The sequence below is a fragment of the Luteimonas wenzhouensis genome (assembly GCF_007859305.1).
Taxonomy (GTDB): Bacteria; Pseudomonadota; Gammaproteobacteria; order Xanthomonadales; family Xanthomonadaceae; genus Luteimonas; species Luteimonas wenzhouensis.
On sequence record NZ_VOHE01000001.1, the window covers coordinates 275,656 to 297,958 of the forward strand.

A 22,303-nucleotide genomic window follows, 5' to 3' on the forward strand; every position below is an offset into this window, starting at 1 on the left:
CGTCAGTGGCGGGCACGCCCGCCGTCATCTTCGTGGCCGGGCCGGCCGGCCTGCATCGACAGCGCGATCCACTCGCGTGCCTGCCCGGATGCCGGCGGCATCTCGACGAAGCCGGGGGTGGCCCGCACGCGCTGCAGCCAATCCAGCAGCGCGGGGTAGCCGGAAAGGTCGAAGCCGCCGTCGCCGGCGACGGCGGTGTAGGCGAACAGGGCGATGTCGGCGATGCCGTACTCCTGCCCGGTGAACCAGCGCTGCCCGCCGAGGTGCCGCTCCATCACCGCCAGCGCCTGGTGGCCGCGCTCGCGCAGCCGCGGCAGGTCCGCCCGCCGCGGGGAGTCGGGCGGCGCCCAGCCGCAGATGAAGCGCGCCACCGCGATGTACGGCTCGTGGCTGTACTGCTCGAAGAACATCCAGCTCAGCGCCTGGGCACGCTGCCACGGATCGGACGGCAGGAACCGGCTGCCGTCGGCCAGCCAGTGCAGGATCGCGTTCGACTCCACCAGCACCCGGCCGTCGCCGAGCTCGAGCACCGGCACCTTGCCGTTGGGGTTCTTCGCCAGGAATTCCGGCGTGCGGGTATCGCCGCCCAGCAGGTCGACCTCGCGCCAGTGGTGCCCGCGCCCGAGCTGGGAGAGCAGCAGTTTCAGCTTGTGGCAGTTGCCGGACCAGGACGTGCCGTGGATCGTGATCATCGCCCGCCCTCTTTCCTCGCCAGCCACTGCGCGCGCGTCTGGCCCCAGATCCCGCACGGCGCCTCGTGGAACGGCGGTGGCAGGCGGCCCTCGCCGCGGTAGGTGGAACCCAGCCGGCGGGCCACGTTCTGCGAGGCGGTGTTCTCGGGCGCGATGCAGTGGATGAACTCGTTCCAGTCCAGGTGTCCGAGCGCCCAGTCGATCGCAGCCGCCAGCCCCTCGGTGGCGTAGCCCTTGCCCCAGGCATCGGGGTGGAGCATGTAGCCGATCTCGTTGCCGGGCCAGCCATCCGGGCGCCAGGGCCCGCCCTGTCCCAGCCAGCGTCCGCTGTCGCGGTCGATGAAGGAGAACATGCCGAAGCCCTGGATCGCCCACGCACCCGGCTGCTGCAGGAACTTGCGCCAGGCCGCGCCGCGCGGGAGGTGCCCGCCGATGTAGCGCGCCGCGACCGGGTCTCCGACCAGTTCGGCGAAGCGGTCGAAGTCCTCCGCCTGCGGCAGCCTCAGCAGCAGGCGTTCGGTCTCGATTCGGATGTCAGGAAGCGTCATGCCCTCTCCCGAGCCGGTTGCATCGCGCGCGCCGCCGGACGGCCGCAACCGCGCCGGCGCCGCGCGGGGCCGATGCTCAGAACGCGTTGATGCCGGTGAGCTCGCGGCCCACCACCAGCTGGTGCACCGTTTCGGTGCCCTCGTAGGTGATCACCGATTCCATGTTCAACGCGTGGCGGATCGGGCAGTGCTCGGTGGTGATGCCTGCACCGCCGAGCAGGTCGCGCGCTTCGCGCGCGATGTCGATCGCCATCCGGCAGTTGTTCCACTTCGCCAGCGACACCTGGGTCGGCTGCATCTTCCCCGCGTCCTTGAGCCGGCCCAGCTGCAGGCTCAGTAGCTGCGCGGTGGTGATGCGGCGGGCCCAGTCGGCCATCTTGACCTGCGCGCTCTGGGTCGCGGCCACCGGGCGGCCGAACAGGATCCGCTCCCTGGAGTACGCCAGCGCCTCGTCCAGGCACGCGATGGCCGCGCCGATCGGGCCCCAGGTGATGCCGTAGCGGGCCTGGGTAAGGCAGCCCAGCGGCCCCTTCAGCCCCTTCACCCCCGGCAGACGGTTGGCCTCGGGCACCCGCACGCCGTCGAAGAACAGCGCGCTGGTCACCGAAGCGCGCAGGCTCATCTTGTGCTTGACCTCCTGCGCGGTGAAGCCGGGCATCCCCGTCTCCACGATGAAACCCTGGATGCCGTCGTCGGTCTGCGCCCAGGCGATGGCGATGTGGGCGAGGTTGCCGTTGGTGATCCACATCTTCGACCCGTTGAGCACCCAGTCGCCGCCGTCCTTCCTGGCATGGGTCTTCATGTTGGCCGGGTCGGACCCGCCGTGCGGCTCGGTCAGGCCGAAGCAGCCGATCACGTTGCCCGCGGCCATCTCCGGCAGCCAGCGCCGCTTCTGCTCTTCGGTGCCGTAGGCGTAGATCGGGTACATGCACAGCGAGGACTGCACGCTGGCGAAGCTGCGCAGGCCGCTGTCGCCGCGCTCGAGTTCCTGGCAGATCAGGCCGTAGCTCACCGAATTGAGCCCGGCGCAGCCGTACTCCTCGGGCAGGGTCGCGCCAAGCAGGCCGAGGGACGCCATCTCCGGGACCAGCTCGACCGGGAACCGGCCCTGGTCGAAGCACTCGCCGATGATCGGAAGCACGCGCTCGTCGGTGAAGCGCGCAACGCTGTCCTGCACCGCGCGCTCCTCCTCGCTCAGCAGGGATCGCACGTCGTACAGGTCGTGGGGATGCAGGGCCATGGGGAAACCTCTCCTGGGAATCCGCACATGATAGCCGTCGACGCACCCGCGCCGCCCCCCGCCGAAGGCCATGGCACGGAGCGTCGTGGGCTGTCCGGCGCCCGCCCGACGTGGCTGCCGGAGCGCTGCACACCTTGCCACCGGCACCAAACGGAAACGCCGCGGCCCTTGCGGGTCGCGGCGTTCCGTGTCCAGCGGCCCCGGCCGTGCCGGGCAAATCCGCTCTTACTGGAGGTTGCTGCCGGCGGAGGCCACGTCGCTCCCGGCGTCCGAGACCTTGGCCAGCACCTGGCCGTCGAGCACCGGCAGGCGGTCGCCCGGATCCTCGGCCAGGCGCACGGTGCGCTCGGCGCCGTCGTAGCGATAGGTCACGTCGTAGGCGACGGTCCGGTCCTCGGTGCCGAGCGCGATGCGCTCGCCGGGCTTGTCGGCGGTGCGCATGGTGCCCGTGGTGCCGTCCGGATTGCGGTAGGTGACGTTCCAGGCCACGGTGCGCGAGGACTGCGACGAATCCTGCACCGTGCGGCACTGGCGCTCGACCCGCTCGACCACCTTTCCGCCGACGTGGTTGCGGTCGATGCGGTTGCCGATCACACCGCCGGCCGCGGCGCCGGCCACGGTGGCCAGCTTGCGGCCCTTGCCGCCACCGACCTGGTTGCCGACCAGGCCGCCCACCACGGCACCGGCCACGGTGCCGCCGACGTTGCCGTCGCGCTCGGGCAGGCGCTCCTGCACCACCACGTCCTGGCACACCTCGCGCGGCGTGGTCGAGGTCGTGGTCTCGTGCACCGGCTCGGCGCCGAGCACGGTCGCGTACAGCTCGGTCTTCTCCGTGACCGGGGTCACCGAGACCACCGTGGCGTAGTCGAGCTTGTCCGTCTCTTCCGCCGCCTCCTGCACGGAGCCGGCCTCGGAGGCCCGGTCGCGGCTGTTGTGGTAGGCACCCACGGCGACGCCGCCGACCAGCAGCGCAGCCAGCGCAACTGCGAGGGTATTGCTCTTGCTCACGGGTTTCCTCCTGCGGGCTGGATGCCCACCTCGTGCGTTCGCCAAGATTCCATCACTTCCAAGCTGAACAAGAGCCGGAAAGTTCCCGGCCACCTGACGGATCGATGAATCGCACGGCCGCGCGTCGCGTGCTAGCGTGACCCGGATCCCGAATTCCCGGAGCACGTGATGGCCAACCCCCTGCTGCTGCCCCTGCTCGGCTGGGCACGCGGACTGCGCTATCCCACCCTGTTCAAGCTCACGGCGCTGGCCTTTGCCATCAGCGTGCTCTGGCCCGACCCGGTGCCCTTCATCGACGAGATCGTGCTCGGGTTGGGAACGCTGCTGCTGGCGAACTGGAAGCAGCGCAAGGCGCCGCCGGACGCGATCGACGGCCAGGCCCGCCACCGACGCTGACCCGGGCCGGAGCCGCGGATGGAACTGGTCGACAGCCACTGCCACCTCGACGCCCCCGGGTTCGATCCCGACCGCGGTGCGGTCATCGATCGCGCGCGCGCGGCCGGCGTGCGCACGCAGGTCGTGCCGGCGGTGGATGCCGTGCAATGGCCCAGGCTGCGCGAGGTGTGCCGGATGGCGGACGGGCTGCATCCCGCCTACGGCCTGCACCCGATGTACCTGGCCTCGCATCGCCCGGAACACCTGCAGGACCTGCGCGGCTGGCTCGAACGCGAACGGCCCGTGGCGGTGGGCGAATGCGGCCTGGATTACTACGTCGAAGGCCTCGACCCCGCCGCGCAGCAGGTCTGCTTCGAAGGCCAGCTGCGCCTGGCGCGCGAGTTCGACCTGCCCGTGATCGTGCACGCGCGGCGCGCGGTGGACGCGGTGATCGCCAGCCTGCGGCGCATCGGCGGCCTGCGCGGCGTGATCCACAGCTGGTCGGGCAGCGAGGAACAGGCACGACAGCTGTGGAAGCTGGATTTCATGCTCGGGATCGGCGGGCCGGTGACCTACGAGCGCGCCCGGCGCCTGCGCCGGCTGGTGGCGACCATGCCGCTGGAGCACTTGCTGCTGGAAACCGACGCCCCCGACCAGCCCGACGCCGGCATCCGCGGCCAGCGCAACGAGCCGGCGCGCCTGGCCGCGGTCCTGGACGCGGTGGCGGCGCTGCGCGACCAGCCGCGCGAGGAGGTCGCGCGCGCGACCGCCGCCAACGCGGCGCGCCTGTTCGGCCTCGCGCGCTGAGCCCCGCCCGGCTCAGTCGGCGCGCGGCCTGAGCAGCACCTCCAGTGCCTTGCCCGCGGCCACGAACGCGAACGTGCCGGTGACGTGCGTGGCTGCGCCCAGGCCGGCGCCGCAGTCCAGCTTGAGCGCGGCATCGGGCCCGAGCCCGGGACGGATGCCGCAGACCGATCCGTCCGGCTGCGGGTACTTCACGTTCTCCAGCGAGTACACCGCGGGCACGCCGAAGTAGCGGTCGCGGCTCTTCGGGAAGTTGAACTCGGCACGCAGCTTCTTGCGGATCAGCGCGAGCAGGGCGTCGTGCTCGGTGCGCGAGAGGTCGCGCACCCGTACCAGGGTCGGGTCGGTGCGTCCGCCGGCGGCGCCGACGGTGACCACGGGGAGCTTGCGCCGCCGGCACCAGGCGATGAGCTCGACCTTGCTGCGGAAGCTGTCGCAGGCGTCGAGCACCAGGTCGAAGCGCCGGTCGAGCAGCTCGCCCAGGTTGCCGGGGGTGAGGAAGGCCGGCACCACGTCCAGCGAGATCGCCGGGCTGATCGCGCGGCAACGCTCGGCCATGGTCTCGGCCTTGTTGCGGCCGTAGCCGCCGTCGAGCGCCGGCAGCTGGCGGTTGGTGTTGGACAGGCACAGATCGTCGGCATCGATCAGCGACAGGTGCCCGACCGCGCTGCGCGCCAGCGCCTCGACCAGCCACGACCCCACGCCGCCCAGCCCGACCACCGCCACCCGCCGGGCGCGCAGGCGCTCGACCGCGCCGCTGCCGTAGAGCCGGTCGATCCCGGCGAAGCGCTCGTTCCAGCTTGCATCCATCCGGCCAGTCTAACGGCCGGCGCGCATGCTATCGTCGCCGCGCCCGCTTTGGAGGACCCCATGTCGACCACGCCCAGCCCCGGACCTGCACCTGCCGCCTCCAACCCGTCGCGCAAGCCGCCGTCGGCCGCCGGCCGCTACCTGTTCGTGTTCCTGCTCGGGCTGGTCCTGGGCATTGTCGCCGTGGTGATGCTGCTGCGCACCCTGGAAGGGCGCAAGACCTGGCGCGACCATTACCCCGAGGCGCTCATGCACCTGCTGTCGGCGCACACCGCGCAGCTGCGCGCGAGCACCGAGGCCAACCGCTGCAGCCCCACCGACACCCTGCCCCACCTGCAGGCGCTGCGCAGCCTCGGCAACGACTTCGAACGCGCCTTCCCGGAACTGCGCGACGACGCGCGCTTCGTCGGCCACGCCGCGCAGTTCCGTGGCACCCTCGATGCCGCGCTCGCCTCGCCCCCGCTCGGCTGCGAAGGCGTCGGCCAGGCGGCAGCCAAGGTGGGCGAAGCCTGCAAGGCATGCCACCAGGACTACCGCTGACGCCGCCTGCGCACGGCTGAACCGCGACTGCACGGCGGCCTCGGCGCCGCCGCGCGCGGCCGCCACGGTTGCCGCGGCGTTCACCGCGACCCGCCTAGTGTCCGAGCCGTGCCGCACGTGGCGGCCGCCGAACACGAACGCGAGGAGTCCCCGATGAACAACCGCATGCGCACCACCTGCATCGCCGCCGCGGCCGCCCTGGCGCTGGCCGGCTGCGCCAGCACCTCGCCCAACTACGGGTCGGGGTACGGCACCACGCCCGTCCCGTCCGGTTCGCGCTGCTACGACTGCGGCACGGTGGTGGCGATCGAAACCGGTTCCGCCGACGGCGGCACCAATGTCGCCGGCCCGGTGCTGGGCGGCATCGTCGGTGCAGTCGCCGCCAAGGAGCTGGCGCGCCGCAATACCGACAGCGAAGGTCGCCGCAACGTCGCCATCGCCGCGGGCGCCGCCGGTGGCGCGGTCGCCGGCAACGCGATCCAGAACCGGGTCGAGGGCAACCGCAGCGGGTACACGCTCCACGTGCGCATGGACGACGGTCGCACGACCACCGTCCACCAGGCGAACCTGGACGGGATCCGCGAGGGGTCGTACGTGCGGGTCCAGAACGGCCGCGCCTGGCTGTACTGATCGTCCGCGCGCCGGGCTCCGCTCCGGCGACACCCCTGAGAACGCCGCCGGCCACGCCCGGCGGCGTTTTCGCGTGCGCTCCGCGGAGCCTGGCGGCAAGGCTCGCGGAGGTGGCAGCCGCCTGACACAATCGACCGCAGCGCGGCCCCGGTCCGGCCGCCGGAGTCCACCATGGACGCACAATCGATCTGGTACGCCGTCGCCGTGTTGCTGGTGCTGCTGGGCCTCGCGGGGATCCTGTTGCCGGCCATCCCCGGCCTGCCGCTGGTTTTCCTCGGGATGCTGGTCGCGGCCTGGGCCGGCGGCTTCGAGCAGGTCGGGGGCTGGACCCTGCTGGTGCTGGCGATCCTGACCCTGGTCTCGATCGGGATCGACTTCCTCGCCTCGGCCGCGGGCGCACGCAAGGTGGGCGCCAGCCGGCTGGCGGTGGCGGGTGCCCTGCTGGGCACCATCGTCGGCCTGTTCTTCGGCTTCGTCGGCGTATTCGTCGGCCCCTTCGTGGGCGCGGTGGCCGGCGAACTGGCGGCTCGCCGCGGCGTCGGCCACGGCGACATCGGCCAGGCGACGAAAGTGGGCATCGGCACCTGGTTCGGGCTCTTCGTCGGCATCGTCCTGAAGCTGACACTCGCGTTCGCGATGATCGGCATCTTCGCCCTCGCCTGGTTCACCGATTGACGCGCACGTCAACCGACGTCGCTAGACTGCCGCCTCCGTCGCCGCCAACGTCACCGATGCGCCGTTTCCTGCTGGCCCCCTGCCTTCTGCTCCTCGTGGCGCTGTCGCTCGCGGTGCCGGCGGCCGCAGCGGTGACGCGCGACGCCGTGCCGCCCGCCACGGCGCCGGACGCTCGGCCTGCGCACGCCGCCGACGCGCGGGGCGTGGCGCCCGCGGCCCCACCCGCCGAGGAGTGGCTTCCCGACGGCGCACAGGTCCGCAGCCGCTTCGACGTAACCTTCGATCGCGTGCTCGCGCGCCTGGCCGAACTGGTGGCCAACCTGCCGCTGCTGCTGGCCGCGATCGTGATCGTGCTGGTGGCGGCCTGGATCGGCGGCTTCGTCTCGCGCCGGCTGCACCTGCTGCGCCTGCGCACCCACAACCCGTACATGAACGGGCTGATCCGCAACGTGGTGCGCAGCTTCATCATCCTGTGCGGCGTCCTGATCGCGCTGGACCTGCTCAACGCCACCGCGCTGGTCACCGCGGTGCTCGGCTCGGCCGGCGTGGTTGGCCTGGTGGTGGGCTTTGCGTTCAAGGACATCGCCGAGAACTACATCGCCGGGATCCTGCTGAGCCTGCGCCAGCCCTTCTCGCCCGGCGACCTGGTGGTGATCGACGGCAACGAGGGCCGGGTGGTCGCCCTGCACTCGCGCGCCACCATGCTCATGACCCTGGACGGAAACGAACTGCGGCTGCCCAACGCGCTGGTGTTCAAGGCCATCATCCTCAACTACACCCGCAACCCCAAGCGCCGCTTCGACTTCAGCGTGACCATCGATCCGGCGCAGTCGATCCGCCAGGCGCAGGCGCTGGCCCTGGAACAGATCCGGACCGTCGACGGACTGCTGTCCGACCCCGGTCCGTCCTGGAGCGTGCGGGAGTTCGCCCCCACCGGCACCGTGCTGCAGTTCTTCGGCTGGGTCGACCAGCGCCACAGCGACCTGGGCAAGGTGCGCAGCGAAGCGATCCGCCTGGTCAAGGCCGCCTTCGCGCGCGCCGGGATCGAGCAGCCGCGCGTCGTGTACCACGTGCGCATGGCGCGCGAGGATGCGCGCGACGGAGCCGCCGCACTGCACGAGCCGGCGCATTCGGCCGGCGCCGACACCTCGGTCAACCGCGACATCGACCAGCAGCTCGCCCAGGCCCGCCAGGCCGCCGAGGCCGGCGACGACCTCCTGGAACCAGGATCCGACCCCCGATGAACACCACCACGCTCCGAATCGTCCTGGCGCTGGCGCTGGCTCCGGCCGCTGCGCCGGCCTCCGCCCAGGAAGGCGGCGCCGAGCCGACCCTGGCCAGCTGCGCCGCGGTCGAGGCCGCCGCCGCGCGCCTGGCCTGCTACGACCGGCTCGCCCAGCGCACCGCCGAAAGCACGGAGGAAGCCGACCTGGCCGCCGCCCGCGCGCGGGAAGCGCTGCAGGCCACCACCGCCGCGGAAGCCGCGCCCGGGCGAGATCCTGACGCCCGCACCGACGACCTGTTCGTGCAGGACGAGGCGATCGGCCGTGCCCTGGCCAATGCCGGCCGCGGCTCGCTGCTCGACAGCCGCTGGGAGCTGGCGCGCGACTCCAAGCTCGGGATCTTCAACTTCCGCGTCTACAAGCCGGTGTACCTCATGCCGGCGTTCTGGACCTCGCGGGTCAACGACATGCCCACGTCGGAGAACCCGCGCAACACCGTGACCGAGCCGATGCAGCTCGACGCGCTCGAGACCAAGTACCAGCTCAGCTTCAAGACCAAGGCGGTCGAGAACCTGTTCGGCGACAACGGCGACATCTGGCTCGGCTACACCCAGTCCTCGCGCTGGCAGGTGTACAACGCCGAGCAGTCGCGCCCGTTCCGCGAGACCAATTACGAACCGGAAGTGCTGCTGGTGTTCCGCAACGCCTACCACCTGCTGGGCTGGAGCGGGCGCATGGCGGCGGTGGGAATCAACCACCAGTCCAACGGCCGCGGCGAGCCGCTGTCGCGCAGCTGGAACCGGATCATGTTCAACATCGGCCTGGACCGCGACAACTGGGCGCTGATGCTGCGGCCCTGGATCCGCGTCTCGGACGGCGACGACGACGACAACCCCGACATCGAAGACTACATCGGACGTGGCGACGCCACGCTGACCTACGTGCGCGGGCGCAACGAGTTCTCGCTGATGGCGCGTCATTCGCTGCGCGGCGGGGACCGCTCGCACGGGGCGCTGCAGTTCGACTGGGGCTTCCCGATCCACCGTTCGCTGCCGATGCGCGGCCGGCTTCAGCTGTTCCATGGCTACGGCGAGAGCATGATCGACTACAACCACAAGGCGACCTACGTCGGCCTGGGCGTGTCGCTGCAGGAGTGGTTCGACCCGCGCTGGGGCCTGTAGGAGCGGCTTGAGCCGCGACCGAAGGGCCACGCATCCATGTCAGCCGGCTCCCAGGGTCGCGGCTGAAGCCGCTCCTACAGCGGGGGTCTGGGGTTTCACGCGGCCGAGAGGGGCGGGGCCGCAGACTGCCGGGGCATCCTCCCGCGCCCTGCCCGGAGCCCCATGTTCTGGACCATCGCCGTGACCGTCGTGCTCACGGTCCTTGCCGTGGTGCTGGCGATGAACTTCGCCACGCCCGAAAAGAAGATCGACCGCAAGGTCGTGCACCGCCACGCCGTGGCCGACCCGCAGTTCCGGCGCGAGATGTCGGTGCTGCTGGGTCCGGCGATCGCGCCGGGCAACCGGGTCACCGCGTTCCAGAACGGCGACCAGATCTTCCCGGCGATGCTCGAGGCGATCCGCGGCGCGCGGCGCACGATCAACATGGAGACCTACATCTACTGGTCTGGCGACACCGGCCAGACGTTCGCCGACGCGCTGTGCGAACGCGCCCGCGCCGGCGTGGCCGTGCACCTGGTGGTGGACTGGGCCGGCAGCATCCGCATGGACGACGACCTGCTCGGGACGATGCAGGACGCCGGGGTGCGGGTGGAACATTACCGCCCGTTGCGCTGGTACAACCTGGGCCGGCTCAACAACCGGACCCACCGCAAGCTGCTGGTGGTGGACGGCCGGGTCGGCTTTACCGGCGGCGTCGGCATCGCCGACCAGTGGAGCGGCCATGCCCAGGATCCCGACCACTGGCGCGAGACCCATTTCCGGGTCGAGGGCCCGGTGGTGGCGCAGCTGCAGTCGGCCTTCAACGACAACTGGATCAAGACCACCGGCGAACTGCTCAACGGACCCGACCACTTCCCACCGCTGGAGCGCGCCGGCGACATGGACGCGCACCTGTTCATCGCCTCGCCCGCCGGCGGCAGCGAAAGCATGCACCTGATGTACCTGCAGGCGGTGGCGGCCGCGGTGCGCAGCATCGACCTGTGCGCGGCCTACTTCGTGCCCGACCACCTGATCGCCCAGGCGCTGCTGGCGGCGCGCCAGCGCGGGGTCCGCGTGCGCGTGCTGCTGCCCGGGCCGCACATCGATTCGGAAACCGTGCGCCTGAGTTCCCGCGCCTCGTGGGGGCCGCTGCTCGAGGGCGGCGTCGGAATCCACATCTACCAGCCGACCATGATCCACGTGAAGCTGCTGGTCGTGGACGAGGAGCTGGTGTCGGTGGGGTCGACCAACTTCGACATCCGCTCGTTCCGGCTCAACGACGAGGCCAGCCTCAACGTGTACGACCGCGGATTCGCCGAAGCGATGACCCGCGTGTTCGAGGAGGATCTTGCGAGGTCGACCCGCTACACCCTGGACGACTGGAACGCCCGCACGGCCAGGGAACGCTTCGCGGAGGCCGTGGTGCGCCCGCTGCGCTCGCAGCTGTAAGCGCCGGCCACGGCCGCCGCTCAGGTCCAGTCGGTCAGTCCTTCGCGCCGGTAGACCTCGGCGAACGAGGGCAGCGCCTTCATCCGCGACGCATGCGCCGCGAGCGCCGGCCAGGTATCGGTGGGCCGTGGCATGTTGCGCGACCAGCGCATCAGCATGGTGAGCACGAAGTCGGCGGCGCTGCGCCGGGCGCCCAGCAGGTACGGCCCGTTGGCCGCCAGGTGCGCGTCGACCTGCTGCCAGGCCGCTTCGATCTCCGCCATCGCCCTGGCCTGCACCGCCGCCACCTGGTCCTCGCCGGCCGGTTCGTGCGGATAGAACCAGCGGCGGTACGCCGGCATCAGGGTGTAGGCGCAGAACAGCATCCAGCGGTACCAGGCGCCGCGCTCCGGCGTGCCGGCGGGCGGCGCCAGGCCGGCCCCGGGGTGCAGGTCGGCCAGGTGCATGGCGATCGCCACCGATTCGGTCAGCACCAGGCCGTCCATGACCAGGGTGGGCACCCTGCCCTGCGGATTGATCGCGAGGTACTCCGGCGACTTCTGTTCGCCACGGTCGAAGTCAAGCAGGCGCAGCTCGTGCGGCACGCCGAGTTCGACCAGCAGCCAGTGCACCACCAGCGAGGCGGTGCTCCTGGATCCGTAGAGGATGGTGGACATGCGGGATCTCGCCGGAAAGGAGCGGCCGAGTATGAACCCGTGCCGCGGTCGCCGCATGTCCCGGAGGGTGGGCGCGGAACCGGCCGGCCCCGCACGCGCCGATCAGGCGATTTCCACCACCGGGATCTTGCCGATCCGTGCCTGCCACTGGCGCGGGCCGCTGCGGTGCACCGACTCGCCGCTGGCATCCACCGCCACGGTGACCGGCATGTCCTTGACCTCGAACTCGTAGATCGCCTCCATGCCCAGGTCCTCGAACGCGACCACGCGGCTGGCGCGGATCGCCTTGGAGACCAGGTAGGCCGAGCCGCCGACCGCCATCAGGTACACCGCCTTGTTGTCGCGGATCGCATCGATCGCCGCCTGGCCGCGCTCGGCCTTGCCGACCATGCCCAGCAGGCCGGTCTGCTCCAGCATCTGCCGGGTGAACTTGTCCATGCGGGTGGCGGTGGTCGGGCCGGCCGGGCCGACGACCTCGCCCTGCACCGGATCGACCGGGCCGACGTAGTAGATGAAGCGGTTGGTGAAGTCCACCGGCAGCGTCTCGCCGCGGCCCAGCATGTCGACCATGCGCTTGTGCGCGGCGTCGCGGCCGGTCAGCAGCCTGCCGTTGAGCAGCAGCACCTCGCCCGGCTTCCAGCCCGCCACTTCCTCGCGGGTGACCGTGTCCAGGTCCACGCGCCGCGCGTTCTGCGGGCTGTAGGTCAGCTTCGGCCAGTCCTCCAGCGAGGGCGGGTCGAGCGCCACCGGGCCGCTGCCGTCGAGGGTGAAGTGGGCGTGGCGGGTGGCGGCGCAGTTGGGGATCATGGCCACCGGCAGGTTGGCCGCGTGGGTCGGGTAGTCCTTGATCTTGATGTCCAGCACCGTGGTCAGGCCGCCCAGGCCCTGGGCGCCGATGCCCAGCGCGTTGACCTTCTCGTACAGTTCCAGGCGCAGCTCCTCGATCCGGTTGGACGGGCCGCGGGCGACCAGGTCCTGGATGTCGATCGGCTCCATCAGCGCTTCCTTGGCCAGCAGCATCGCCTTCTCGGCGGTGCCGCCGATGCCGATGCCGAGCATGCCCGGCGGGCACCAGCCGGCGCCCATGGTCGGCACGGTCTTGAGCACCCACTCGACGATGGAGTCGGACGGATTGAGCATGGCGAACTTCGATTTCGCCTCCGAACCGCCGCCCTTGGCGGCGACGGTCACGTCGACCTTGTCGCCGGCGACGATCTTCACGTTCACCACGGCCGGCGTGTTGTCGCGCGTGTTGAGGCGCTTGCCGGCCGGATCGGCCAGCACCGAGGCGCGCAGCTTGTTGTCCGGATGGTTGTAGGCGCGGCGCACGCCTTCGTTGATCGCGTCCTCGATCGAGCCGGTGAAGCCCTCCCAGCGCACGTCCATGCCCACTTCCAGGAACACGGTGACGATGCCGGTGTCCTGGCAGATCGGACGATGCCCTTCGGCGCACATGCGCGAGTTGATCAGGATCTGCGCCATCGCGTCCCTGGCCGCCGGGGATTCCTCGCGCTCGTACGCGGCGGCGAGGTTGCGGATGTAGTCGACCGGGTGGTAGTAGCTGATGTACTGGAGCGCGTCGGCGATCGACTGGATCAGGTCGTCCTGCTTGATGACGGTCACGGCTGGCTCGCGGATGGCGGGGAAACGCCCATTTTAGCCGCGCGGCGTCCCCCGGCCGCCCCCGCCGCCGGGCCTGGCGCGGATCGAAGCGTTCCGCCGCCCGGATGCCGGCGACGACGCGCGGCGCCGGGCGTCGGCACGGCCGGCAGGCGACGCGGTCGAGCCGCGCACCACCAGGCGGAAGTCCAGGGTCTGCTGGTACGGCACTTCGGACGCATCGAGGATCGCGAGCAGCAGCTTGACGGCACGCGCGCCGATCTCGTGCATGGGCTGGCTGATGGTGGTCAGCGGCGGGCTCAGGTAGCGCGAGGAGGCCAGGTCGTCGAAACCGACGATCGAGAAGTCCTCGGGCACCCGGATGCCCCGCTCCCTGCACGCGGCCAGCATGCCCAGCGCCATCTGGTCGCTGAAGCAGAACGCCGCGGTGGCCACCGGCGCCGGGTCCAGCAGGGCCGTGGCGGCGACATGGCCGGACTCCACCGAGAAGTCGCCCGGCGCGACCACCAGCTCGTGCAGGCAAGCGTGCGCGCGGGCCGCGGCGCGGGCGCCCTCCAGCCGCTGCCGGTGCAGGGGATTGTCGGGCGGCCCGCCCACCACCGCGACGCGCCGGTGCCCCAGCCCGTACAGGTGCTCCATCGCGGCGCGCGCCGCCGCGGCGTTGTCGATGTGGACGCTGGGGATACCCAGGGCCGGGTCGAATTCGCAGCCGTTGACCACCGGGGCGCCCGGCCCGCGGCGGCCGACGATCGCCCGCGCCGTCGGCGGCAGCCGGTGTCCCAGGACGATCATGCCGTCGGCCTCGTTGCGCGGCAGCATCTGCGCGTAGCGCTCCTCGCGCTCGGGCTGGTGCTGGGTGTCGCCGAGCAGGACGGCGTAGCCGGCCGCCTGTGCGGCCTCCTCGGCGCCCTTGAGGATCCGGGCAAAAAACGGGTTGCCGATGTCCGGGACCGTGATCAGGATCCGGCCGCTGCGCTGGGTCTTGAGGGTCCTGGCCACTGCGTTGGGCACATAGCCCAGCGCGGCGGCGGCCTGCTCGATGCGCTCGCGGGTCGCCGGCAGGACCTTCTCCGGCCGCGACAGCGCGCGCGACACCGTGCCGGCCGAGACGCCGACGTGCCTGGCGATGTCATAGATGGTTGCCATCGATCCTGTCCGGCCGCTCCCTGCAGTGCACAACGCCTCCTCCGATCATCGCATGCTAGGATGATGCAATCGATTGCATCGTGGGCGGATCGCATGCGGACACTCCAGGGCCCGGCGCTGTTCCTGGCGCAGTTCATCGGCGACGAAGCCCCGTTCGATCGCCTCGACACGATGGCCGCCTGGGCCGCCGGACTCGGCTACCGCGGCGTGCAGGTGCCGACCAGCGTGGCCCGTATCTTCGACCTGGAACGGGCCGCGCAGAGCCAGGACTACTGCGACGAGGTGACCGGCATGCTGGCCGCGCACGGGGTCCGGATCACCGAGCTGTCCACCCACCTGCAGGGCCAGCTGGTGGCCGTGCACCCGGCCTACGACGCCCTGTTCGACGGCTTCGCCCCCGAAGCCAGGCGCGGCAACCCGGCCGCGCGCCAGGCCTGGGCGGTGCAACAGCTGAAGCTGGCGGCCCGGGCCAGCCAGCGCTTGGGCCTCAGCGCCCACGCCACCTTCTCCGGCGCCCTGGCCTGGCCCTACTTCTATCCCTGGCCGCAGCGCCCGGCCGGGCTGGTCGATGAAGCCTTCGCCGAGCTGGGCCGCCGCTGGCGCCCGATCCTCGACGCCTTCGAGGAGTGCGGGGTGGACCTGTGCTACGAGATCCACCCCGGCGAGGACCTGCACGACGGCGCCACCTTCGAGCGCTTCCTCGACGCGGTCGACCACCACCCGCGGGCCAAGATCCTCTACGACCCCAGCCACCTGCTGCTGCAGCAGATGGACTACCTGGGCTTCATCGACCGCTACCACGAGCGCATCGGCATGTTCCACGTCAAGGACGCCGAGTACCGCGCCGATGCGCGCAGCGGAGTCTACGGTGGCTACCAGGACTGGATCGACCGGCCCGGGCGCTTCCGCTCGCTGGGCGACGGCCAGATCGACTTCAAGGCGGTCTTCTCCAAGCTGGCCCAGTACGACTTCCCGGGCTGGGCGGTCGTGGAGTGGGAGTGCTGCCTCAAACACCCGGAGGACGGCGCGCGCGAGGGTGCAGCCTTCGTCCGCGAACACCTGATCCGCGTGACCGGACAGGCATTCGACGACTTCGCCGGCAGCGGCGCCGACCGGCAGGCGCTGCGCGGCATGCTGGGGCTTTGAATCAACGCCGCCTGGTCCGGACGGCGAGCTTGGAGGGGAAGTGATGACGGCCACGATGCCGCGCCTGGGCGCGATGATGTTCCTGCAGTTCTTCATCTGGGGCGCGTGGTTCGTGACCCTGGGCACGTACCTGGTCAGCGGCCCGCTCCAGGCGAGCGCCAGCCAGGTCGCCACCGCCTTCCTCAGCCAGTCGGTCGGCGCGATCGTGGCGCCGTTCCTGGTGGGGCTGATCGCCGACCGCTACTTCGCCGCGCAGCGCATTCTCGCCCTGCTGCACCTGGCCGGCGCGGCACTGATGTGGGGCGCGTCGACGGCCACCAGCTTCCCCGCGTTCGCCGGCTTCGTGTTCGGCTACATGCTGCTGTTCATGCCCACCCTGGCCTTGGCCAACAGCGTGGCGATGCGGCACATGCAGTCGCCGGAGAAGCAGTTCCCGCCGGTGCGGGTGGCCGGCAGCATCGGCTGGATCGTGGCCGGGCTGCTGATCGGCTGGCTGGGCTGGGAACAGACCCGCAGCCTGGAGCTCACCTTCCGGATGGCCGCCATCGCCTCGGCGGTGCTGGGCCTGTACGCGCTCACCCTGCCCCATACCCCGCCGCTGGCGCGCGAGCGTGACGCGAAGCTGGGCGAGATCCTCGGCCTGGACGCGGCGCTGCACCTGCTCAGGTCGCGCGCCTATCTGGTGTTCTTCCTGGCCTCGATCGCGATCTGCATCCCGTTGTCGTTCTACTACAACTTCACCAACCCCTTCCTCAACGACGTCGGCGTGCGCGGCGCGGCCGGGCTGCAGTCCCTGGGCCAGATGTCGGAAGTGCTGCTGATGCTGGCCATGCCGTTCCTGTTCGTGCGCCTTGGGGTGAAGGTCATGCTGGCGGTGGGCATGGCCGCGTGGGTGCTGCGCTACGTGATGTTCGCCTTCGGCGACGCGGACGCCGGTTTCGCCCTGCTGGTCATCGGCATCGTGCTGCACGGCATCTGCTACGACTTCTTCTTCGTCACCGGCCAGATCTACACCGACGCGCGCGCCGGCCAGGCGTTCCGCAGCAGCGCGCAGGGCTTCATCACCCTGGCCACCTACGGCGTGGGCATGCTGATCGGCACCTTCCTGTCGGGCGCGGTCGTGGAGCACTACACCACCGAGGCGGGCCCGGACTGGCAGCAGATCTGGCTGTTCCCGGCTGGCGTCGCCTTCGTGGTGCTGGTCGCCTTCCTGTTCCTGTTCCACGACCGTCCGGCGGCTCCGCCCGCCGCGGCGGCGCCGCATTGAGGGCTATCGCATGGGCACGCTGGGAGTCGCGATCGTCGGCGCCGGAATGATCGGCGCCGTCCACCGCCGCGCCGCGGTGCTGGCAGGGGCGGTGGTGCGCGGCGTGGCCGCGTCCTCGCCGGAGCGCGCGCGCGAGGTCGCGCAAGCCTGGGGCGCGGGCCGCGGCTACGCCGGCATCGAGGAGGTGGTGGCCGATCCGCAGGTGCAGGTGGTGCACATCTGCACCCCCAACCACCTGCACCGGGCGATGGCCGAGGCCGCCCTGGGCGCCGGCAAGCACGTGGTCTGCGAGAAGCCGCTGGCGACCACCCTGGAAGATGCACGTGCGCTCGCCGCGCTGGCTGCGTCCTCCGGGCTCGTGGCCACCGTGCCCTTCGTCTACCGCTACCACCCGGTGGTGCGCGAGGCGCGGGCGCGCATCGCCGCGGGCGACCTGGGGCCGCTGCGCCTGATCCACGGCAGCTACCTGCAGGACTGGCTGCTGGACCCGGCCAGCAACAACTGGCGGGTAGACCCGGCCCTGGGCGGCGCTTCGCGCGTGTTCGCCGACATCGGCTCGCACTGGTGCGACCTGGTGGAGTGGGTGGGCGGCGAGCGCTTCGCCGAGGTCAGCGCGGTGTTCGAGACCGTGATCCCCGAGCGCGGGGCGGCCACCGGCAAGAGCTTCGCCACGCCCGCGGCCGGCGGCGAGACCCGCGCGGTGTCGAGCGAGGACGTGGCCGCGGCCATGTTCAAGACCCGCGAGGGCACCCTGGCGACGCTGACGGTGAGCCAGGTGTCGGCCGGGCGCCGCAACCGGCTGTGGTTCGAGATCGACGGCGCGAAGGCCAGCGTGGCTTTCGACCAGGAAGACTGCGAACGGCTGTGGATGGGGTTCCCCGACCAGCGCGAGCAGGTATTCGTGCGCGGCCCCGGCGCCGGCAGCGCCGAGCAGCGGCGGCTGTCGATCCTGCCCGCCGGCCATGCCCAGGGCTACGCCAACTGTTTCGAGGCCTTCGTCGCCGACACCTACCGCGCCATCGCGGGCGAACGGCCCGAGGGCCTGCCGACGTTCGAAGACGGCCTGCGTTCGGCCCTGATCGTCGACCGCGTCATCGCATCGGCCGGCACGCGCGCGTGGACGCCGATCGCCTGACCTGCCGCGGCGCGCCGGGCTCCCGCCCGGCCGCGGCGATGCCGCCCGGACGTGGCGCCCCATGCACCGCGCGCCGGATTCCATCCAACGCCACTGCAGTCTCCGGAGGACCACCATGACGATCCATCTCCTGCGCCGGATCGCGGCCGCCGCACTCCTGCTCTGCGCCGCCCTGCCCGCCTGCGCCCAGCAGGCCGGTGCCGCTGCCCCCATCGCCGTGCAGATGTACACGCTGCGCAACATCGAGTCGCTGGAGGAACGGGTGCGGATCGTCCATGGCGCCGGCGTCCGGGCCGTGGAGACGGTCGGCACCCAGGACGTGTCCGCCAGCGAGCTCAAGCAGCTGCTCGACCGCTACTCGATCCGGCCCATTGCCGCCCACGTGGCGCTGTCCGAACTGCGCCGCGACCTCGATGGCGCGGCGGATTTCCACGCCGCGATCGGCAACACGGTCCTGGTGGTGCCATGGCTGGAAGAGGCCGACCGCCCGGCCGATGCCGAAGGCTGGCGTGCGCTGGGCGCCGAGCTGGGCGGGTACGCCGCGCGACTGGCGGCCCGCGGCATGCGCCTGGCCTACCACAACCACGATTTCGAACTGGCCGAGTTCGACGGCAGGACCGCGCTCGACCTGATCTTCGAAGGGGCCGGCCCCGCCCTGCTGCTGGAACTGGACCTGGCATGGGTGGCGCGCGCGGACCGCGACCCGGTCGCGCTGCTCGAGCAGTACCAGGGGCGCGTGTTCGCGGTGCACGCCAAGGACAACGCAGCGCCCGGAGAGGGCGCCGAGGAATGGGGATTCGCGGCCCTGGGCCAGGGCGTGCTGGACTGGGAAGCGATCCTCCCCGCGGCGGCGCGCGCCGGCACCCAGTGGTACATCATCGAACACGACCATCCCCTCGATCCCGCCGCCGTCGTCGCGACCGGCGCGGCCTACCTCGGGGAACGCCTCGCCGCGGGCGAGGGCCTGTAGGCCTGCTCCCGGACCCGCAGCCGGAAGGAGAACCACCATGGACACCAGGCACCGGCTGTATGCCCTGCTGCTGGCGCTCGCCGGCTTCGGCGCATCCGCCGCCGACAACCAGTTGACCGCGGAAGAGCGCGACCAGGGCTGGCAGCTCCTGTTCGATGGCGAGGACCTGTCGCAGTGGCGCAACTTCAAAGGCGAGGGGCTGAGCGACAAATGGGTGGTCGAGGACGGCGCCATCAAGCTCAGCGGCCCGGGCGGCGGCGACATCCTCACCAGGGCCCGCTACCGGGATTTCGACCTCAGGCTGGACTGGAAGATCTCCGAGGGCGGCAACAGCGGCATCTTCATCCTGGCCGACGAAACCGGCGAGCGCATCTACTCGCACGCGCCTGAAATCCAGATCCTGGACAACGAGCGCCACCCGGACAACCAGCTCGACACCCACCTGTCCGGCTCCCTGTACGACATGATCGCCTCGCCACCGGCCTCGCACAGGCCGGCAGGCGAGTGGAACCAGGTGCGCATCCTGCTCGACCGCGGGCAGCTCACGGTCTGGCAGAACGGGGTGCAGACGGTCTCGGTGCGGATCCATGGCCCGGAGTGGCAGCGGCTGGTGGCCGCCAGCAAGTTCGCCAACTGGCCGGGGTTCGCCGCCAACGACAGCGGCCATATCGGCCTGCAGGACCACGGCGACGTGGTGTGGTTCAAGAACCTCAAGATCCGGGAGCTGGAGCGATGAGCGACCCTGTCTACCCGGTGCTGGTGGTCGGGTCGGGCGCCGGCGGCGCGATGGCGGCATACGAGTTGACCCGGCACGGCCACGAGGTGCTCATGCTCGAGGCCGGCCGCGATTACGATCCGGTCACGGAAACACCGATGTTCCGGCGCAATGCCGACGCACCGCTGATGGGCGCCGCCACGCCGGACAAGCACTTCGGCTTCTACGACGCCACCGTCGACGGCGGTTGGCAGGTGCCGGGCGAGCCCTACACCACCGCCGAAGGCAGCGAGTTCCTGTGGTGGCGCTCGCGCATGCTGGGAGGCCGCACCAACCACTGGGGCCGCTATTCGCTGCGCTTCAGCACACACGACTTCAAGGGGAAAAGCCGCGACGGACTTGGCGCCGACTGGCCTTTCGACTACGACGAGATCGCACCCTGGTACGACCGGACCGAGGCCCTGATCGGCGTGTGCGGGACCAATACCGGCCTGGACGACATGCCGCCCTCGTCGGAAGGCGTCCTGCAGCCGCCGCCCAGGCCGCGGATCCCGGAACTGCTGATCGCCGCCGCGGCGAAGAAGCTCGGCATCCCGGCGGTGCCGATGCACCGGGCGGTCCTGACCAGGCCGCTGGACGATCGCGCGCCCTGCTTCTACGCCACCCCCTGCGGCTACGGCTGCTCGATCGGGGCCGCGTTCCAGACCACCACCTCGCTGCTGCCGATGGCCCGGGCCACCGGCCGCCTGCGCATCGTCACCGACGCGATGGTGAACACCGTGACCACCGATGCCGACGGCCAGGTGACGGGCGTGGCCTACATCGACAAGAAGACCGGCACCGAACGGCAGGTGGCTGCGAAGGTGGTGGTCCTGGCCGCCAGCGCCTGCGAGTCGGCACGCATCCTGCTCAATTCGAAGAGCGCCAGGCACCCCAATGGACTGGCCAACTCCAGCGGCCAGGTCGGCCGCAACCTGATGGACTCGACCGGCGCCAGCCTGTCGGCGCTGGTCCCCGCGCTGATGAACCGGCCTCGCTACAACGAGGATGGCCACACCGCCAACCACCTGTTCATCCCCTGGTGGGGACACGAGGCGCAGGCCAGGGGCGAGCTGGACTTCCCGCGTGGCTACCACTTCGAACTGGGCGGGCGCTTCGGCGAGCCGGGCGCCCATGCCATCGGCGGCCTGCAGGGCTATGGCACCGCGCTGAAGCAGGAGGTACGCGCCTACTACGGCGCTTTCGTGTCGCTTGTGCTGCGCGGCGAGATGCTTCCAAACGAGCACTGCTACATGGACATCGACCCGCAGGTCACCGACCAGTGGGGCATCCCGGTGCCGCGTTTCCACTGGCGATGGTCGGAGCATGAACTCAGGCAGGTCGCGCACGGCCTGAAGACCGCCAAGGCCATCCTGGAAACCATGGGTGCGAACGTCGGCGAACTGCCCGCTCCGGAAGAAGCGATCGCCAGGGGCGGCGAGATCATCCACGAAGTCGGCACCACGCGGATGGGCGAATCGCCCAGGGATTCGGTGACCAACCAGTGGGGCCAGACCTGGGACTGCCCCAACCTGTTCGTGATGGATGGCGGCGTGTTCGCCTCCAATCCGCACAAGAACTGCACCCTGACCATCATGACCCTCGCGATGCGCAACAGCGCCTGGCTGGCGGGCCAACTCAAGGCGGGGAGGCTGTGATGCGAACACCACGCGAGGACCGGCCCATGCCGGCCGATACCCACGACGGCGCGGCCGCCTACGCGAACCGGCTGACCCGGCGCGAGTCGCTGAAGCTGCTGGCCGCACTGGCGGCGAGCGCGATGCTGCCCGCGGCACCCGCGGAAGGGACCGCAGGCGCGCTGGCGGACGACGGGCATTGGCCGGAGCTCGACCTGCCGCCCGTGACGGCCGCGGGGTACGGCACCGATCCGGACCTGATGACGCCGGAGGCGCCATGGCCGCTGACGCTGACGCCGCCCCAGCTCTCGCTGCTGGCAGTGCTGTCGGACATCATCGTGCCGGCGGAGGGCCAGTCGCCGTCGGCGTCCGCGGTGCAGGTCCCGACGGTGATCGACGAATGGGTGAGCGCGCCCTACCCCGACCAGCAGCGCGACCGCGTCACCATCCTGTCGGCCCTGGCCTGGATCGACGACGAAGCCGCGCTGCGCTTCTCGCGGCCATTCGCGTCGCTGGACACTGCGCGGCAGCTGGCGATCATCGACGACATCGCCTACGACAACCACCAGACCCCGCGGCGGTTCCAGCGCATCGCCAGGGCCTTCGCCCGGCTGCGCGAGCTGGTCCTGGCCGCCTACTTCTGCACGCCCGAAGGCATGGAGGACATCGGCTACCTGGGCAACGTCGCCATCGCCGGGGACTACCCCGGACCGACGCCGGACGCGTATCGCCATCTGGAGATGGTGCTGTCGGAACTGGGACTGAGCGAGTTCGCCTATCCCGTGGACTAGCCGTCGCCGCGCGCGCCGGTCCGGCGG

23 protein-coding genes are annotated in these 22,303 nt (G+C 71.1%); 15 read left to right on the plus strand and 8 right to left on the minus strand.

Annotation, left to right across the window (positions count from 1 at the left end; all coding sequences use genetic code 11):
• Positions 1-2 precede the first annotated feature (2 nt).
• From FQY79_RS01220 to FQY79_RS01235, 4 genes are all read right to left on the minus strand, one after another.
• Positions 3-692 carry a glutathione S-transferase family protein gene (locus tag FQY79_RS01220; protein WP_146310006.1) on the minus strand — a complete coding sequence of 230 codons (690 nt, stop codon included), beginning with the start codon at positions 690-692 and terminating at the stop codon, positions 3-5.
• On the minus strand, positions 689-1,240 hold the full coding sequence (locus tag FQY79_RS01225) for a GNAT family N-acetyltransferase (RefSeq protein WP_027071785.1): 552 nt from the start codon (positions 1,238-1,240) through the stop codon (positions 689-691). Before FQY79_RS01225 ends, FQY79_RS01220 begins: the two co-directional genes overlap by 4 nt.
• Before the next feature lie 76 nt (positions 1,241-1,316).
• Positions 1,317-2,480: an acyl-CoA dehydrogenase family protein gene (locus FQY79_RS01230; RefSeq protein WP_146310008.1), complete on the minus strand. Its 1,164-nt coding sequence runs from the start codon at positions 2,478-2,480 to the stop codon at positions 1,317-1,319.
• Positions 2,481-2,705: 225 nt separating this feature from the next.
• Entirely contained in the window at positions 2,706-3,488 is a 783-nt protein-coding gene (locus tag FQY79_RS01235; protein ID WP_281289275.1) for a glycine zipper 2TM domain-containing protein, read from the minus strand.
• Between the two features lie 168 nt (positions 3,489-3,656).
• Here FQY79_RS01235 and FQY79_RS01240 point away from each other — a divergent pair, with 168 nt between their 5' ends.
• Together FQY79_RS01240 and FQY79_RS01245 are read left to right on the plus strand one after the other, a co-directional pair.
• Complete coding sequence (locus FQY79_RS01240) at positions 3,657-3,884, plus strand: DUF6116 family protein (RefSeq protein WP_146310010.1); 228 nt, start codon at positions 3,657-3,659, stop codon at positions 3,882-3,884.
• 18 nt (positions 3,885-3,902) lie between these two features.
• A complete protein-coding gene (locus FQY79_RS01245; protein ID WP_146310012.1) occupies positions 3,903-4,670 on the plus strand; it encodes a TatD family hydrolase in 768 nt (255 codons plus the stop codon).
• 12 nt (positions 4,671-4,682) lie between these two features.
• Here FQY79_RS01245 and FQY79_RS01250 read toward each other — a convergent pair whose 3' ends face one another.
• Positions 4,683-5,477, minus strand: coding sequence for a tRNA threonylcarbamoyladenosine dehydratase (locus tag FQY79_RS01250; RefSeq protein WP_146310014.1), 795 nt, complete (start codon positions 5,475-5,477; stop codon positions 4,683-4,685).
• Between the two features lie 60 nt (positions 5,478-5,537).
• Here FQY79_RS01250 and FQY79_RS01255 point away from each other — a divergent pair, with 60 nt between their 5' ends.
• From FQY79_RS01255 to FQY79_RS01280, 6 genes are all read left to right on the plus strand, one after another.
• On the plus strand, positions 5,538-6,017 hold the full coding sequence (locus FQY79_RS01255) for a cytochrome c (RefSeq protein WP_051322762.1): 480 nt from the start codon (positions 5,538-5,540) through the stop codon (positions 6,015-6,017).
• A gap of 153 nt (positions 6,018-6,170) precedes the next feature.
• Positions 6,171-6,647, plus strand: a complete 477-nt coding sequence (locus tag FQY79_RS01260) for a glycine zipper 2TM domain-containing protein (RefSeq protein WP_425463162.1) — start codon at positions 6,171-6,173, stop codon at positions 6,645-6,647.
• 171 nt (positions 6,648-6,818) lie between these two features.
• Positions 6,819-7,322, plus strand: coding sequence for a DUF456 domain-containing protein (locus FQY79_RS01265; protein ID WP_027071793.1), 504 nt, complete (start codon positions 6,819-6,821; stop codon positions 7,320-7,322).
• 56 nt (positions 7,323-7,378) lie between these two features.
• The gene (locus tag FQY79_RS01270; protein ID WP_146310016.1) at positions 7,379-8,566 is read left to right on the plus strand and encodes a mechanosensitive ion channel family protein; all 1,188 of its coding nucleotides are present in this window, start codon (positions 7,379-7,381) and stop codon (positions 8,564-8,566) included.
• Positions 8,563-9,726: a phospholipase A gene (locus FQY79_RS01275; protein WP_027071794.1), complete on the plus strand. Its 1,164-nt coding sequence runs from the start codon at positions 8,563-8,565 to the stop codon at positions 9,724-9,726. Before FQY79_RS01270 ends, FQY79_RS01275 begins: the two co-directional genes overlap by 4 nt.
• Before the next feature lie 162 nt (positions 9,727-9,888).
• Entirely contained in the window at positions 9,889-11,154 is a 1,266-nt protein-coding gene (locus FQY79_RS01280; RefSeq protein WP_146310018.1) for a phospholipase D-like domain-containing protein, read from the plus strand.
• A 20-nt stretch (positions 11,155-11,174) separates the two neighbouring features.
• On the opposite strand, the gene FQY79_RS01285 is transcribed toward FQY79_RS01280, so the two are convergent.
• The 3 genes from FQY79_RS01285 to FQY79_RS01295 form a co-directional block, all read right to left on the minus strand.
• Positions 11,175-11,810: a glutathione S-transferase family protein gene (locus FQY79_RS01285; protein ID WP_146310020.1), complete on the minus strand. Its 636-nt coding sequence runs from the start codon at positions 11,808-11,810 to the stop codon at positions 11,175-11,177.
• Between the two features lie 102 nt (positions 11,811-11,912).
• Positions 11,913-13,433, minus strand: coding sequence for a fumarate hydratase (locus FQY79_RS01290; RefSeq protein WP_146310022.1), 1,521 nt, complete (start codon positions 13,431-13,433; stop codon positions 11,913-11,915).
• 33 nt (positions 13,434-13,466) lie between these two features.
• Positions 13,467-14,576, minus strand: coding sequence for a LacI family DNA-binding transcriptional regulator (locus tag FQY79_RS01295; RefSeq protein WP_146310024.1), 1,110 nt, complete (start codon positions 14,574-14,576; stop codon positions 13,467-13,469).
• 93 nt (positions 14,577-14,669) lie between these two features.
• Here FQY79_RS01295 and FQY79_RS01300 point away from each other — a divergent pair, with 93 nt between their 5' ends.
• The 7 genes from FQY79_RS01300 to FQY79_RS01330 all read left to right on the plus strand — a co-directional run bounded on the left by FQY79_RS01300 (position 14,670) and on the right by FQY79_RS01330 (position 22,276).
• Entirely contained in the window at positions 14,670-15,722 is a 1,053-nt protein-coding gene (locus FQY79_RS01300) for a sugar phosphate isomerase/epimerase family protein (RefSeq protein ID WP_146310026.1), read from the plus strand.
• A 43-nt stretch (positions 15,723-15,765) separates the two neighbouring features.
• Positions 15,766-16,989, plus strand: coding sequence for an MFS transporter (locus FQY79_RS01305; RefSeq protein WP_146310028.1), 1,224 nt, complete (start codon positions 15,766-15,768; stop codon positions 16,987-16,989).
• Between the two features lie 10 nt (positions 16,990-16,999).
• Positions 17,000-18,124 carry a Gfo/Idh/MocA family protein gene (locus FQY79_RS01310; protein ID WP_146310030.1) on the plus strand — a complete coding sequence of 375 codons (1,125 nt, stop codon included), beginning with the start codon at positions 17,000-17,002 and terminating at the stop codon, positions 18,122-18,124.
• 115 nt (positions 18,125-18,239) lie between these two features.
• Positions 18,240-19,094, plus strand: a complete 855-nt coding sequence (locus tag FQY79_RS01315; protein WP_146310032.1) for a sugar phosphate isomerase/epimerase family protein — start codon at positions 18,240-18,242, stop codon at positions 19,092-19,094.
• 37 nt (positions 19,095-19,131) lie between these two features.
• The gene (locus FQY79_RS01320) at positions 19,132-19,830 is read left to right on the plus strand and encodes a 3-keto-disaccharide hydrolase (RefSeq protein ID WP_146310033.1); all 699 of its coding nucleotides are present in this window, start codon (positions 19,132-19,134) and stop codon (positions 19,828-19,830) included.
• Positions 19,827-21,506: a GMC family oxidoreductase gene (locus FQY79_RS01325; protein ID WP_146310035.1), complete on the plus strand. Its 1,680-nt coding sequence runs from the start codon at positions 19,827-19,829 to the stop codon at positions 21,504-21,506. Before FQY79_RS01320 ends, FQY79_RS01325 begins: the two co-directional genes overlap by 4 nt.
• Positions 21,506-22,276: a gluconate 2-dehydrogenase subunit 3 family protein gene (locus tag FQY79_RS01330; protein WP_222434228.1), complete on the plus strand. Its 771-nt coding sequence runs from the start codon at positions 21,506-21,508 to the stop codon at positions 22,274-22,276. Before FQY79_RS01325 ends, FQY79_RS01330 begins: the two co-directional genes overlap by 1 nt.
• Positions 22,277-22,303 lie beyond the last annotated feature (27 nt).

Bases quoted from the DNA above. Each gene is read 5' to 3' on its own strand.
- FQY79_RS01220 (WP_146310006.1), bottom strand. From the start codon at position 692: ATGATCACGATCCACGGCACGTCCTGGTCCGGCAACTGCCACAAGCTG.
- FQY79_RS01225 (WP_027071785.1), bottom strand. From the start codon at position 1,240: ATGACGCTTCCTGACATCCGAATCGAGACCGAACGCCTGCTGCTGAGG.
- FQY79_RS01230 (WP_146310008.1), bottom strand. From the start codon at position 2,480: ATGGCCCTGCATCCCCACGACCTGTACGACGTGCGATCCCTGCTGAGC.
- FQY79_RS01240 (WP_146310010.1), top strand. From the start codon at position 3,657: ATGGCCAACCCCCTGCTGCTGCCCCTGCTCGGCTGGGCACGCGGACTG.
- FQY79_RS01245 (WP_146310012.1), top strand. From the start codon at position 3,903: ATGGAACTGGTCGACAGCCACTGCCACCTCGACGCCCCCGGGTTCGAT.
- FQY79_RS01250 (WP_146310014.1), bottom strand. From the start codon at position 5,477: ATGGATGCAAGCTGGAACGAGCGCTTCGCCGGGATCGACCGGCTCTAC.
- FQY79_RS01255 (WP_051322762.1), top strand. From the start codon at position 5,538: ATGTCGACCACGCCCAGCCCCGGACCTGCACCTGCCGCCTCCAACCCG.
- FQY79_RS01260 (WP_425463162.1), top strand. From the start codon at position 6,171: ATGAACAACCGCATGCGCACCACCTGCATCGCCGCCGCGGCCGCCCTG.
- FQY79_RS01265 (WP_027071793.1), top strand. From the start codon at position 6,819: ATGGACGCACAATCGATCTGGTACGCCGTCGCCGTGTTGCTGGTGCTG.
- FQY79_RS01270 (WP_146310016.1), top strand. From the start codon at position 7,379: ATGCGCCGTTTCCTGCTGGCCCCCTGCCTTCTGCTCCTCGTGGCGCTG.
- FQY79_RS01275 (WP_027071794.1), top strand. From the start codon at position 8,563: ATGAACACCACCACGCTCCGAATCGTCCTGGCGCTGGCGCTGGCTCCG.
- FQY79_RS01280 (WP_146310018.1), top strand. From the start codon at position 9,889: ATGTTCTGGACCATCGCCGTGACCGTCGTGCTCACGGTCCTTGCCGTG.
- FQY79_RS01285 (WP_146310020.1), bottom strand. From the start codon at position 11,810: ATGTCCACCATCCTCTACGGATCCAGGAGCACCGCCTCGCTGGTGGTG.
- FQY79_RS01295 (WP_146310024.1), bottom strand. From the start codon at position 14,576: ATGGCAACCATCTATGACATCGCCAGGCACGTCGGCGTCTCGGCCGGC.
- FQY79_RS01300 (WP_146310026.1), top strand. From the start codon at position 14,670: ATGCGGACACTCCAGGGCCCGGCGCTGTTCCTGGCGCAGTTCATCGGC.
- FQY79_RS01305 (WP_146310028.1), top strand. From the start codon at position 15,766: ATGACGGCCACGATGCCGCGCCTGGGCGCGATGATGTTCCTGCAGTTC.
- FQY79_RS01310 (WP_146310030.1), top strand. From the start codon at position 17,000: ATGGGCACGCTGGGAGTCGCGATCGTCGGCGCCGGAATGATCGGCGCC.
- FQY79_RS01315 (WP_146310032.1), top strand. From the start codon at position 18,240: ATGACGATCCATCTCCTGCGCCGGATCGCGGCCGCCGCACTCCTGCTC.
- FQY79_RS01320 (WP_146310033.1), top strand. From the start codon at position 19,132: ATGGACACCAGGCACCGGCTGTATGCCCTGCTGCTGGCGCTCGCCGGC.
- FQY79_RS01325 (WP_146310035.1), top strand. From the start codon at position 19,827: ATGAGCGACCCTGTCTACCCGGTGCTGGTGGTCGGGTCGGGCGCCGGC.
- FQY79_RS01330 (WP_222434228.1), top strand. From the start codon at position 21,506: ATGCGAACACCACGCGAGGACCGGCCCATGCCGGCCGATACCCACGAC.